Here is a 12,757-nt window from a genome sequence, read left to right on the forward strand (position 1 = left end):
ATCTGTTCCTGTTAAACGGGGGATTCCCCAATCGGTTCTTCGATAGAACGTTTTTCCCACTTGGACAAACCTAAAGCAAAACCTTCGCTTTGTTGATCGATAGACAAGACCGGGGTTCCAAGGGAAATCTGTTCGATGCAATCTGTCATCGTTTGTACCTTCTTTACCTTATTGTTTCACCTCTTGTTCAGGCAATCCTTGCGGAGTGGTGCCTATGCCTGGTCTACGGACGTATGCCTTCGTCTTCACAACCACTTCAACGTCAGGGAAGATTTCCTCCCAGCGATCCTTTACCCGGTTCCATTCTCTTGGATATTTTCGGTGAAAAATCTCTGCAAAGCCAAAAATATCGGCCTTCATTTCTTTTTGTACTTTTTTCAATGTGTCTCTAATACGCTTCTCCGTCTCCTTTGCCAATTCTTTTTCGATTATTTTCGTATACTTAGGATTCATCAAATTCAATTTCGTTCCATTTAATATGATATCGTCTTCCGCGGTCGCCTTTACGATCATCTTCCATTTGCCTTTCTCATATTTAGGAATAAGTTCCGTACGCGCTCTGATCAGCGTGGCCGTGATCTTTCCCTTTCCCCCTTTTGGCGTAACCGTGACATCCGCGTGTTTGATCTCATCTCTGAGCCAAAGCACGCCCCGAGTCAATTTATCATTAATATCCCCGACCATTTTATCCTTCTTAAAAATGGCGGTACGTTGGATAAACGCAATGGTCTGCAACTCTTGTGTCCCTTTTTCCGGGGGCAAAATCTTCACCATGGGAAGAGCCGCTGCGCCGGCATCGCCGCTTAGCATTTGCAGAGCATCTTTTGCCGTTACCCGCAGTAAAAGCTTCGATTCTGACAATTCCCGCAGCACCTCTGCTGAGCTTTGCTCCACTAGGGGGGACAATTCAAGCACACTTTTCGCGGTTCCTTTACTCACGAATACATTGGCACGAAGGCGAGTTTCTGGATTGCGGCCCAGAAAGTCGAGATGCTGGCGAATCCCTGCTTTTGCTGCTTTCTCCCCGAACACGATCACCTCCGTGTGTCCCCAGAAAATACGTCGAGGAAGCTTCTCTTGCAGGTTTGAGATCGCATCAGCCACGGTGGTACCCGTTCCCGATCTTACTATCGTTTCAGCCCCGCCACCGCCACCGCCATCGCCGCCACCTATCATCTGACCTCCTCCACCGACAGCTTTCGGGACGATTATTTCCGCTGTAAGCATGATTTTCCCATCTTTTGTTTGATCAATCCCTAATCCTACGATTAGCGCTAAATCATTGACTTCCTTCCTGTCCCAACAGCCGCTTAACAAAATAAGATGAACACAAACGAAAAGAAGTTTTGCTGCTTTTTGCAAGATGCCCATTTTTGTTTATCTCCTTTCTCCCCTTGTTTCATGCTATCCTATTAATTTTTGGTTATTGGTTCTTTTGCGCCATTTTGCGATCAATAGGAGAAGGAGAGGAAGTCCCGTTTGAATCGAAAACCGGTAAAACAAGGAAGAACCTCCTAGAAAGCGGGTCAATTCTATTAAATTCGGCGCCGACCAGACGGCAAATAACAGTATGAAAAATCCCATGGGAAAAACGATCGGGCGATAATCCGACAAATTCAACCATTGCGCCGTTCCCAACACCAAAACATAATAAAAAACAGAAATTTTCAAAAATACACCCACTACCCAAAGAGCCGTTAAGAAGGCTTCAAGGTGTTCAAGAAAATCCGCAATGCTAATGTAACGGACGGCGCTCGCTACGGGATAAACAAAATGGTCGGTGATTCCTCCTAGAACGAAAAGGCTGGCAATGTTGACGAAAGATAAAGTCAACATGACCGCAGTGACCGAGATCATGCCCCATTTCTTTCCTTTATTTTGATCGGCTACATAAGGAAGGAGAAAAGCGATAAGAAGAAACTCACTGAACCAGCCTTGCGGGACTATCGCGCCCATGAGCGAGGGCATTATTCCCTTTTCCATAATTGGAAACATATTCTTTGCTTCCATATCCGGGATCAAAAGGATAATAATGATCAATATAAACATCACCACAACAGGTACGGACAATTCCGCAAGCCTGCCTATCACTTCTACACCACCGCGGACAGCAAAGGAGCACACTAGGATCATACTTCCCATTACAAAAACTAATGGAGTATGAAAAAGAAAGTTGCCTACAACAAATTCGCCATACTCTCGGACAATAATCCCGCTTATATGCAAATGGAAAAATAAAAAGATCAACCCAACCGCTTTTCCTAGAAATTTGCCGAGAATATCCTCGCTATACTCGATAAGGGTTTTCTGTGGATAGAACTGATGCAACCGAACGGCAATATAGACCGTCAAAAAACCAACGAAAGAAGCCCAAAGAGGAGAGAGCCACATATCCTGATTCGCATGCCGGGCGGTGATTGCAGGGACTAAGAGAATGGCTGTTGCGATAATCGTAGGATACATCATCATCGCCATTTGCGCCGCAGATATTTTTCCTTTCTCGATCATCATCATGACCCTCCTTTCCCTTTACTCGTCTCGTTATCTCCGTAATCAGGACTCGGTCTCTGATTCGGACCTTGCCGCTCGATGTTATTATCCGCTCCCGTTAAATGAGGGCGTGTATTGAACTTCCACAAATGTGCGCGCAGCAGCACGTCTTTCATTTCGCCCCCTTGTATTGGAGCCATCGGAGATAAGTAGGGAACGCCGAAAGAACGAAGCGTCACCATATGAGTAACAATCATAAGCAGCCCAAGCATAATCCCGAGAAGCCCTAAAGTCCCTGCCAGGAAGATCATCGGAAAGCGCAGCAACCTTAATGCCATTCCAGTCGTATAGCGCGGGACGGTAAAAGAAGCAATCCCTGTCAAAGCAACTACCATGATCAGTGGAGCAGAAACGAGGCCTGCTTGAACCGCAGCTTGCCCAATCACCAGCGCGCCAACGATACTAACCGCGGCACCCGCTTGTTTAGGAAGCCTCACCCCCGCTTCACGTATGGCCTCAAATGCTAATTCCATGAGCACCGCTTCGACCAGCGCCGGAAAGGGAACTTTCTCCCGAGAAGCAGCAATGGTTATCAAAAGTGTAGTAGGAAGCATTTCCTGATGAAAAGTAAGGAGCGCCACATACAACGACGGCAGTAAAAGAGATATCAAAAGAAATATGTAACGCAGCCAGCGGGTTGCCGTGCTCATTAAGGATCGTTGATAGTAATCTTCATTTGATTGCAGCAAGGAATAAAAAGAAACCGGCACAATCAAAACGAAAGGAGTGCCATCTTGAAAAATCGCTACTCGTCCTTCAAGCAGGTTTGCCGCCACCACATCAGGCCGTTCGGTATCCAAAACTTGAGGAAACGGAGAGTAAGGATTGTCCTCAATTAACTCTTCAATATAACTCGTTTCCAAAATGCCATCTACCTTGATACGGTTAAGCCGGGCCTCTACTTCTTGGATTAACGTTTGCTCAGCAATCCCTTCAATATAAGAGATGACTACTTCAGTCTGGGTGTACTCCCCAATTTTCATTGATTTTGTTTTCAGCTGCGGGCTTCTTATTTTTCTGCGCAACAAAGCAAGATTAGTCCCTAATGATTCGGTGAAGCCCTCCCTCGGCCCCCTTATCACGGATTCCCCCACCGGTTCTTCGATGGAACGTTTTTCCCAATGTGGCAAACCTAAAGCGAATCCTTCGCTTTGTTGATCGATAAGCAAGACCGGATTTCCACCAGAGATCTGTTCAATGCACTTTGTTATCGTTTGTACTCTCTTTACCTTAGAAACGGTCAATTTTTGTTCTAGTATATGATTGACATGAATGAACTGATCGGTATTCTCCTTGGCATTATTTTCTTTCATCAAAGGGGTGAGTACGCCCGCATCGATTTCTTCGATGTTAGCTAAACCGTCGATATAAATAAGGGCTGCCTTTGTTTTTCCACCAATTTGAAATGGGCGAAAAACGACATCCATACAATTTTGATAGATATTTTGCAGTTTTTGCAGATTTTTATTTAAGTCGGTAGAAAGAAAGTCCTGTTGTTGCTGATTTTGGTTCTGTTGTTTTTGGTCTTGTTCTTGTTTCTTTATGATTTGTTTTCTTTTCTTCCTTTCTTTAAAAAAAAACATCCAATTCCCCTTCTTTCTAACAAGCAGGCGTTCTCAACTTTTATTTTTTCCATTTTTAAAATACGATAACCCCTTTTTTGACAATAAAGTTATTTAAAACATGAAAAAAGCATTCCTTCGCTAGCCGGAGGCACTTATTCCAACTCACGGTTGCAGGTGTACAGCCAAACGAGGCCAGCTTTCGGCGTGCGAAAGAACCTTTTTTGTCCATGGAGCATAGATTTTGTTGATCTTTTTATAGAATATATGTTCGATTTAAAGAATAAAAAAACACCGCGATTCATCTCCCCGCTTTACTCAGAGGGGGTTAATGAAAAACCCCTTCGTCCCGTGATTTTGGTCATCGGGATGAAGGGGGAATTTATCGGCAACTATATACTTTCGTGTCAAAGCCTCTTTCCGTTAACCAATGATGCGTATCGCCGCGAATGACAAGCGGCACACGCTGCAGCTTATCGATCGTCTTTGCCCCCAGCGCTCCCATAATCAACGTTAAATCGTGATGAAGCTCCTCGATATAGGCGACTAACGCTTCCACTCCTTGTTCGACAAGCGTTCGCAACAATGGTCCCGCCATTCCAACAGCGGATGCTCCTAGGGCGATCGCTTTCGCAGCATCCAACGCTGTACGGACACCGCCGCTGCCGATCACGACTAAAGAAGGAGAGGTTTGCGCTACCTCTACGATTGATGCCGCCGTTGGAATCCCCCAATCATTAAAATACGTTATTATGTTGGAACGTCGTTTATTTTCAATACGGGCAAAATTGGTGCCGCCCAAGCCTCCAACATCGACGATTTTCACGCCTACTTCTTCTAAGCGCGAAGCAGTTTCCTTGCTCATGCCAAATCCTACTTCTTTTACGATAACAGGGACTTGAACGGCTTGAACAATTTGTTCGATGCGAAGCAGTACTCCCGTAAAATCACGATCTCCTTCCGGCATCACAAGCTCTTGCACCACATTTAAATGAATTTGCAGACCGTCCGCCTCAATCATATCTACAGCACGCTTCGCATCATCGACAGTTGCTTCACTGCCAATATTCGCAAAAATAATGCCGTTTTTATTTACTTTTCGTACAATCTCAAACGTTCCTCGCTGTTTATTGTCTCTTAGCGCCGATGTTTGCGAACCAACGGCCATCGCTATTCGGCAATGTTTTGCCGCCTCCGCTAATCCTTTATTAATTTCAAACGTTTGTTTTCCTCCGCCGCCGGTCATCGCATTGATAAAGAAAGGCGAACTTAACGAAAGTTCGCCTAAAGCAGTATGCAAGTGAATATCGTTCATGCGTACATCAGGTAAACTTTGATGAACAAACGTAATGTCATCAAATCCGCTTGCACCTTGATCGGCAGTAGAGAGCGCATGCTGAATATGTTCGATTTTCCGCTTTGCTCTGCTCATTGCTTCATCCTCGTTATTTTAATTTTTTCAGCTGTTCCCCGAGGACTTCGCCAATTTGAAAACCTCTTACTTCATTAGACGGCTTTGTATATTGGCTATAATCTTCTTCGGGTGCTGTTTCTTCTTCGATCAGCTCGCGCATACTTAACGAAATGCGGCGCTCCGCTTCGTTTACATCAAGCACTTTCGCTTTTACTTCTTCTCCTTCTTTTAGCACTTCATGAGGGGTGCCGATGCGCTTATTAGAGATTTGTGAAATGTGGACAAGACCTTCGACGCCTGGGAAAATTTCAACGAACGCGCCAAACGGTACAAGCCGTTTTACCTTGCCAGTGACGATATCGCCAGGGGCGACTTTTTCAGCAATCCCTTCCCAAGGGCCCGGCATTGCTTCTTTGATCGAAAGGGAGACGCGGCCATTTTCTTCGTCAACCGCAAGCACTTTTACTTTTACGGTTTCTCCTTCTTTTACGACTTCAGACGGATGGGCGACACGTGTATGGGAAAGCTGCGAAATATGTACAAGTCCATCAAAGCCGCCAACATCAACAAACACGCCAAAGTCGGTGACGCGGCGTACGGTTCCCTCAAGCACTTGTCCCGGCTCTAAACGGCTAAGCGCCTCCTTGTGCTTGCGTTCTTGCTCTTCTTCCACAACAGCACGATGTGATAAAATGATGCGATTTTTTTCACGGTTAAGCTCTACCACTTTTACTGCAAGCGTCTTCCCTTTATAATCAGAAAAGTCTTCAACATAGTGAGGTTCTACAAGAGAAGCGGGTATAAATCCACGCACTCCTACATCAGCAACAAGCCCGCCTTTGACGATGTCTTTTACGACGACATCAAACGTTTCTCCGCTGGCAAATTTTCTCTCTAACTCTTCCCAAGCGCGGTCTGCGTCTACCGCTTTTTTTGATAAAATTAACAATCCATCCTCTTCGTTTTCGCCTTCTTCTACTTTTTTGACTTTCGCCGTCACTTCATCGCCGACAGAGACAGCATCACTTGTTTTTTCAATATGCAAACTAGATAATTCACTAATTGGAATAATCCCGCTTTGTTTGCTTCCTTCAATATCGACAAGCACTTGTTTATCTTCTAGCTTTACCACTTTGCCTCGGACGATATCACCTACCTTATATACATTCACTTCTAAATTCATATCCTCTGCCATGTTAAACCCTCCTTAATCGACTGACGGTCCGTGCTTCCTCCATAAGAAAGCACCACCTACATCATCGCTATATCAATCCAAACCATGATGTACAATAGGACCGTTTTTCTATTTAGTATACCATATTTTCTCAATAGACATGTAACTGAATGCTTATCGATACTGATCTAATAACGCTTGGATATGTTGCATAATATAAGCTGTCGCTTCTTCCGGTGATGCTTTTTTCTCTCTTAGTGGCGTCATATCAATCGGTGATCCGTAAACAACCTTAAGCGGCACAAACGGACGATATGAACCAATAATGGCGCATGGAACAACAGCGGCACTTGTTCGAAGCGCAAAAAAACCGACGCCAGGCAGCCCTTTTTTTAATTTTCCATCTTTGCTTCGTGTTCCCTCTGGGAAAATGCCTAACACATGCCCTTGTTTTAACACTTCTAAGCCGGTTCGCAATGCTTGGCGATCGCTCATTCCTCTTTTTACCGGAAACGCATGCAAAGTCGTAATTAAGTTTTTTAAGAGCGGAACACGAAACAATTCCTCTTTCGCCATAAAATGAATCGGTCTTGGAGCAGTAATTCCAAGGATTGGCGGATCGAGATTGCTAATATGGTTTGCGCAAAGAAGTACTCCTCCTTCTTTCGGAAACTTCTCCGCCCCTATCACCTCAATACGGTAAAGAGGGGTTAAAATGCTTTTTACAACTCCCTTGGCAAACGAATAAAAATCCACCGTCACCCAATCCTTTCGTTTACAATTTCCATAATGCGATCCACCACTTCTTCAATCGACAGTGACGTAGTATCAATTTCTATCGCATCTTCCGCTTTCTTAAGCGGTGCTACTTCACGCTCCGAATCGATTTGATCACGGCGTGCAATTTCCTTTTTCAACGTTTCTAAGTCAGATGGAAATCCTCTAGCAATGTTTTCCGCATGACGACGCTTTGCTCTTTCTTCCACAGATGCTTTCAAAAAGATTTTTACTTCTGCATTCGGAAGAACATATGTGCCAATATCACGGCCATCCATTACGACACCGCCATTTTTTGCGAGAGCGCGTTGGCGCGCCACCATTTCTTCCCGCACTGACGGGTGTTTTGCGACTAGCGATACTGCATTGGTTACTTCTTCACTGCGAATAATGTTTGTAACGTCTTCTCCATTGACAAATACAAGCTGCCCTTGTTCAGATGATTTTAATTCAATATATGTATTTTTTAACAAAGAAATTAATGCTTGTTCGTCATCAAGCGCAACTTTTTGTTGCAGCGCCACGTACGTTAGTGCCCGGTACATCGCGCCAGTATCAATATAAATATAAGAAAGCCGTTTCGCTATAATTTTCGCAACAGTGCTTTTCCCCGCTGCAGCTGGTCCATCAATGGCAATGCTGATTTTTTTGCTCATAATTCCTGGTTACTAAAATCTATAAAAATCGATTCATCGCGATGGAACCAGTAAAACTGCTTGCCGCTCAGGAAACACCTGAGTTCCATCAGGAAGGGAATTTCCCTTGTCATTCACCTGCTGTGAAAGACAACCCGTGGATCGCGGTTAGCGACGGCATCTGTCGTGCACCATTCCTTCCATTGGTCAGTACACGACAATGATTTTAGCAACCAGGTTTACACCTCCTTTAGTTGAATTTGGTACTGGTTCAGCCAACAACATTTGTGCAAGATGTTCCATAATGACCATTCATGTTCTTGTTTGAAATTCTCGATTTTGCATAACATCATTGCGATATATTGGCGTTGTTTCTTGCCGCTTTTCGATTGCTTGTAGGATTCTTCCATCGACCCTAACATGGCAATCCAATGGCGTTTCACTTTCGTTTTTATGATGTCCATGAGTTCTTTTGGCAACCGTTCCTGATACCCTAATCCCCGCCTGCCAATCACCAAAGCGGCGCTTTCATGAACGGATAACCCATACTTTTTCATATATTTGAAACGTCCGATAACACTGGTGTACACCGGATTCACAATTTTGATGCAAAACCCAAGCCTTAAGCCCGGGCGAATGATCGTTTCTGTCAGCTTTTTCTTTTTAAAATGATGGGTGAAGCGATTGAATCGTTTGTCCGTATCGTGCCGCTGTCTTAGTTGAATGTTTTCGATGACCACCGCCCCCACATTCTCTTGAAGCAGCCAGTCATACACATCTCGTACGGTTTCTCCAATGAGATTGTTTCGTTTATTCGATTTCACATATTCAAGTTCATGACAGTAAAACACCTTTGATTTAATGAAATTTCCTTGTTTCGAAACGATGCTTACGGCGATGCGGTCAATGTTGATGTCAATCCCAGCGATTCGTTCCGCTTGAATCGGTTCATCATAGGCAAGTTCCCTGATACCTCTTCTTCATAGAGCTTCGCGGAACCAAAGACGCGCATCAACTCGTCTAATGAGTAAAGTTGTGTTTCATCATGAGAAACGATTTTCATCTCCCGAACCGTTTTCATCCCCTTGCCTTCCCCCTTGTTTGGATCCTTAAGAACATATATTCGCTAAATCTTCTTCATCTCCTCTTTACGTGAGGAAGGGGGAAGATTTTTTATCATCAGACAGGAGATGATGGAAAAGATGGAGAACATCCGCCTCTCCACGTTCAATAACAGGAGATATTTACATGATTTCATATATTTTTATAGATGTTTAACAAACTGCTTATTCCTCCTACCCGTTATCTACATATTTTTTTATCAAAGAAAAAAGCAGGAAACTCCTGCGTGCTTCGATGCCATTTTACCATATAGGCCGCTAGCGGTCGATGATTGTTTCGATTGTTTTTGTCTTTTCTTGTCTGCTAACGCCTTCATATTCATAAATTTTTCCTAAATAAGGGCTAAGTGGAGTATATAAAATGAGCCATTGAGCAATGATTAAAAAAACAAACTGAATAATAACAAGCTTTAGTAAAATAGATTCCACTCGTTTCATTGGAACCAACAGCCCGCTTTCCGTTTTTTATATAGCCATTATTCCACGCTTTTTCGCCATTTATTCGCAATATCTTCCTCTCTTTTTCTTATCTCTAACTGCTGTTCAAAACTATATCGAATCAATCGTACGCGATCTTGCGGAGATACATCCAAAAATTGTAAGGACGCTTTATATATATCACTGTTTTCCGCTTGAAATATACGAGCGATTTTTGCTTTCACTTTTAAATAATGATATTCTCCTGATTTCATAGCAAGTACAAACCATGCCTCTACCACCATTCCAGGAAGCAGCTGCTTTTGCTTATGCTCTGGCAATACGATCGCGGCTCCGCCAGCGCTAATATCAGTCGTCATCGTTGTAAACGGCATAAATTCTTGATGGAGAGGATGAATCGCCACATCCGTATTCGCTTCCACTCTTACATATCGACGACGCTGAATGCGCACTAACTTATCTACTCCTGGATAGGAAAGAACAACCATTGGCACCGGCTGCCGCACTTTTCCAATTACTTCTGTTTCAAATAAATAAAGACAATGATCCGACCCAACAAAACTTGCTTTAAATTGCATTCCATTTAATAAAAACACGGTTTTTTCTGTTTTTACATTAATTGGATAGTTAATATGTATATAACCGTCACTTATTTCTGCCACTTTGCTTTTATATTTTTCCTCTTCCCCGCCTGCTGGTTCTAACATTATCGTATCCCCTATTTTTAACATCGTCTCTCCCTCTCATTTTCTTCTCATGTTTATTAAAACAAAAAGGAAAAGCTTGCATCAAGCTTTTCCTTTGGTAAAGGGAGAGATAGGATTTGCACCTATACAAACATATCCTTTAACTATAGTTTTGTTCAACGCTTTGCAGCTTTTCGACTTTTTCCTCCATTCCTGTGTTTGCATTAATAAAAATTTGATATGTGTCTTCTCCAAGTGTTCCTAAAAATTCATAGCAGAGCACTTGCTCGTTCATATCGTTTACAATTATTGCTTGGCGCTGTTCCATTACTTTTAAATTTGGATTTACTTTTTTCCTCGCTTGTTCTGCTGTCAATTTTGGTTTTGACAGCGGGCGTTTAACGGAAGAAGATAAGTAATCACGCGCAGAGAAGCCGACAATCGTTCCATCATCAAGAGCTACTTTCATTTTAATTGCTTCCGGATAAATGCGAATTCCGTTTTCATTTGTCACAAATGTTAATACAGCTACGTTATCATATTGGGAACTATCATATAGCTCTAAATTCTTAAACTTGTGCTTCTGCAAAAATTTCACCCCTCTATTTGCCGCTTCATGCAAACTAATCGCCTGTTTTTTTATTGGACGGCTATCGATTACCCAAATCGGATAACCGCCTTTTTCTGTAATGTCCATATAAATACTGCTTTTCTTTTTTGGATCGCGGATCGTCAAACTGTAAAAGCGCTCATCTGCTCCTTTTCCACTTGTTGTCACTTTTATGTTTTCTGTTCCTTTTAACCCAAGAAAAGAACGAGCAATTTGTTTCGCTTCTGTTTTTGAAATTGGTTTTCCTTTCGCACGGACAAAACCTTTTTCTTTATTCTTCAACCCAATAAATGTCGGGCTAAATTCTGATGATCTCGAGAAAGTATCTACATTTTTTTCGACTGATTTAAACCCATCAATAATAATGTTATCGTCAGGGCTGTCGTTTGTAGCAAGCGCTAATTCCACATCCATCCAACGCAAGTTGTTTTTTAAAACTAAATGTTGAACATTGCGAAGTTCTTGTTGAATATTTGCCGCATTTTTATATAGGGCTTGTAACGTGCGATATTCTTCATTCGTAAGCGGTTCTTTTTCTAAATCGCGAATCGCTGCCCGATAGCTGAACTCCCCTATTTTGGCAAGAAACTCTTGCGTTTTGTTAAACGGGAGTAAAGAAAGCGGCAATTGTCCGACACTTGTATGGGCTTCTGAGGCGATTCTCCATACTTCAGCCAAAGCCGGAGAAAGTGACGCACGGGAATTCATGGCAAGCGTTGTGCCGATTTTATCATGCAATAAGTCAATTTGATAGGTTAAGTCGTGGAAAGCACGCTGATAGTTATTTTCAGCATGAATTAATATCGCGTTTTTTTCTTGGTGTTCCCGATATCCCCAATACGCTGTTCCGACAATTCCAAGTGACAGTACTCCGATTAATAAATTTCGTATCATTTTTTTGTTCACCTCCTGCATTATTTACAAAAAATGTGTTTGCCGATCCGCTTAATTTGCGGCCTATTCCAAATCCATGCACTCGTTGCTGTCGACGGGTTGAAATAATAAATGGCTCCACCGGTAGGATCCCAACCGTTAATCGCATCTAGCACCGCTTTTTTTGCCGTTTCATTCGGCGTCAGCCAAATTTGCCCATCGGCTACTGCAGTAAATGCCCCAGGCTGAAAAATCACTCCCGCCACCGTATCTGGAAACGAAGGATGTTCTAAGCGATTTAAAATGACGGCTGCCACGGCGACTTGGCCGATATAAGGCTCTCCGCGCGCTTCTCCATATACGGCATTTGCCATCAATTGAATATCGTTTTGTGAAAAACCGTTTGGCACATTGGATGCTGTTGCTTTTGCCGAGCTGTTTCCGCCGCCCCTTTTATTTCTTTTTACTTGCTGGCTTAACGGAGTGCCCCCGTAATGGGTAAACGAATTGCCTTTGCGAATTTGCTCCTTCACAAATTGCTCATGATATTTCGATACCTTTACTAGTTTTGCTTTTGTACTCTCACCGACAAGCCCGTCGACTGGAAGCCCATATTCATATTGAAAGTTGCGCACTGCCCAATATGTATTCCAGCCAAAAACTCCATCAATTTTTCCATTGTAAAATCCGATATACTGCAATCGTGCTTGTAATTCAATGACATCATCTCCAACCGCCCCTCGCTGAATCACTTGATTCGAAAACGCTTTTACTTCTTCCGCTGGTTTTCCACAGATAAACAAACAAGCAACCAATACGGCAAACCATAAATGCCACTTTATTTTCCTTATCATACGCGAACCCTCCCGTATTACTTCTGTTGTTTTATCCCTATTTTCTTTCGAATTTGCCTTTTT

13 protein-coding genes and 1 pseudogene are annotated in these 12,757 nt (G+C 43.0%); all 14 read right to left on the bottom strand.

Annotated elements, in window-relative coordinates; genetic code table 11:
• Window positions 1-14 precede the first annotated feature (14 nt).
• Window positions 15-173 (bottom strand): annotated as a pseudogene (locus B9L23_RS20125) (spore germination protein); the annotation flags it as partial.
• Window positions 169-1,371 (bottom strand): Ger(x)C family spore germination protein, encoded by a 1,203-nt coding sequence (locus B9L23_RS13495; protein WP_081189981.1) that lies wholly within the window; start codon window positions 1,369-1,371, stop codon window positions 169-171. The pseudogene B9L23_RS20125 and the gene B9L23_RS13495, both read right to left, overlap by 5 nt.
• Before the next feature lie 33 nt (window positions 1,372-1,404).
• Window positions 1,405-2,508, bottom strand: a complete 1,104-nt coding sequence (locus B9L23_RS13500; protein ID WP_211278829.1) for a GerAB/ArcD/ProY family transporter — start codon at window positions 2,506-2,508, stop codon at window positions 1,405-1,407.
• Between the two features lie 2 nt (window positions 2,509-2,510).
• Entirely contained in the window at window positions 2,511-4,133 is a 1,623-nt protein-coding gene (locus B9L23_RS13505) for a spore germination protein (RefSeq protein ID WP_089097856.1), read from the bottom strand.
• 361 nt (window positions 4,134-4,494) lie between these two features.
• Window positions 4,495-5,544, bottom strand: a complete 1,050-nt coding sequence (fni, locus tag B9L23_RS13510; protein WP_081189600.1) for a type 2 isopentenyl-diphosphate Delta-isomerase — start codon at window positions 5,542-5,544, stop codon at window positions 4,495-4,497.
• Window positions 5,545-5,557: 13 nt separating this feature from the next.
• On the bottom strand, window positions 5,558-6,721 hold the full coding sequence (gene rpsA / locus B9L23_RS13515) for a 30S ribosomal protein S1 (RefSeq protein ID WP_015864304.1): 1,164 nt from the start codon (window positions 6,719-6,721) through the stop codon (window positions 5,558-5,560).
• 153 nt (window positions 6,722-6,874) lie between these two features.
• Window positions 6,875-7,462 (bottom strand): lysophospholipid acyltransferase family protein, encoded by a 588-nt coding sequence (locus B9L23_RS13520; protein WP_041269700.1) that lies wholly within the window; start codon window positions 7,460-7,462, stop codon window positions 6,875-6,877.
• Window positions 7,459-8,133: a (d)CMP kinase gene (gene cmk, locus B9L23_RS13525; protein WP_081189598.1), complete on the bottom strand. Its 675-nt coding sequence runs from the start codon at window positions 8,131-8,133 to the stop codon at window positions 7,459-7,461. The genes B9L23_RS13520 and cmk overlap by 4 nt, the downstream gene beginning before the upstream one ends.
• Window positions 8,134-8,351: 218 nt before the next feature.
• Window positions 8,352-8,936 (bottom strand): IS200/IS605 family accessory protein TnpB-related protein, encoded by a 585-nt coding sequence (locus B9L23_RS13530; protein WP_245842423.1) that lies wholly within the window; start codon window positions 8,934-8,936, stop codon window positions 8,352-8,354.
• A 65-nt stretch (window positions 8,937-9,001) separates the two neighbouring features.
• Window positions 9,002-9,193, bottom strand: coding sequence for a hypothetical protein (locus B9L23_RS21160; RefSeq protein ID WP_245842425.1), 192 nt, complete (start codon window positions 9,191-9,193; stop codon window positions 9,002-9,004).
• Window positions 9,194-9,491: 298 nt separating this feature from the next.
• Window positions 9,492-9,671 (bottom strand): YpfB family protein, encoded by a 180-nt coding sequence (locus tag B9L23_RS13535; RefSeq protein ID WP_041269932.1) that lies wholly within the window; start codon window positions 9,669-9,671, stop codon window positions 9,492-9,494.
• Between the two features lie 38 nt (window positions 9,672-9,709).
• Window positions 9,710-10,402, bottom strand: a complete 693-nt coding sequence (locus B9L23_RS13540; protein ID WP_089097857.1) for a flagellar brake protein — start codon at window positions 10,400-10,402, stop codon at window positions 9,710-9,712.
• 115 nt (window positions 10,403-10,517) lie between these two features.
• Entirely contained in the window at window positions 10,518-11,861 is a 1,344-nt protein-coding gene (gene ypeB / locus B9L23_RS13545) for a germination protein YpeB (RefSeq protein ID WP_089097858.1), read from the bottom strand.
• A 20-nt stretch (window positions 11,862-11,881) separates the two neighbouring features.
• Window positions 11,882-12,694 carry a spore cortex-lytic enzyme gene (gene sleB, locus B9L23_RS13550; protein ID WP_062753196.1) on the bottom strand — a complete coding sequence of 271 codons (813 nt, stop codon included), beginning with the start codon at window positions 12,692-12,694 and terminating at the stop codon, window positions 11,882-11,884.
• Window positions 12,695-12,757 lie beyond the last annotated feature (63 nt).

This window comes from Parageobacillus galactosidasius, assembly GCF_002217735.1.
GTDB classification, from domain to species: Bacteria; Bacillota; Bacilli; order Bacillales; family Anoxybacillaceae; genus Parageobacillus_B; species Parageobacillus_B toebii.

What these genes read in the sequence shown, in the direction of transcription:
- B9L23_RS13495 (WP_081189981.1), bottom strand. Translation starts at nt 1,371, where the DNA reads ATGGGCATCTTGCAAAAAGCAGCAAAACTTCTTTTCGTTTGTGTTCAT.
- B9L23_RS13500 (WP_211278829.1), bottom strand. Translation starts at nt 2,508, where the DNA reads ATGATCGAGAAAGGAAAAATATCTGCGGCGCAAATGGCGATGATGATG.
- B9L23_RS13505 (WP_089097856.1), bottom strand. Translation starts at nt 4,133, where the DNA reads ATGTTTTTTTTTAAAGAAAGGAAGAAAAGAAAACAAATCATAAAGAAA.
- fni (WP_081189600.1), bottom strand. Translation starts at nt 5,544, where the DNA reads ATGAGCAGAGCAAAGCGGAAAATCGAACATATTCAGCATGCGCTCTCT.
- rpsA (WP_015864304.1), bottom strand. Translation starts at nt 6,721, where the DNA reads ATGGCAGAGGATATGAATTTAGAAGTGAATGTATATAAGGTAGGTGAT.
- cmk (WP_081189598.1), bottom strand. Translation starts at nt 8,133, where the DNA reads ATGAGCAAAAAAATCAGCATTGCCATTGATGGACCAGCTGCAGCGGGG.
- B9L23_RS21160 (WP_245842425.1), bottom strand. Translation starts at nt 9,193, where the DNA reads ATGAAAACGGTTCGGGAGATGAAAATCGTTTCTCATGATGAAACACAA.
- B9L23_RS13535 (WP_041269932.1), bottom strand. Translation starts at nt 9,671, where the DNA reads ATGAAACGAGTGGAATCTATTTTACTAAAGCTTGTTATTATTCAGTTT.
- B9L23_RS13540 (WP_089097857.1), bottom strand. Translation starts at nt 10,402, where the DNA reads ATGTTAAAAATAGGGGATACGATAATGTTAGAACCAGCAGGCGGGGAA.
- ypeB (WP_089097858.1), bottom strand. Translation starts at nt 11,861, where the DNA reads ATGATACGAAATTTATTAATCGGAGTACTGTCACTTGGAATTGTCGGA.
- sleB (WP_062753196.1), bottom strand. Translation starts at nt 12,694, where the DNA reads ATGATAAGGAAAATAAAGTGGCATTTATGGTTTGCCGTATTGGTTGCT.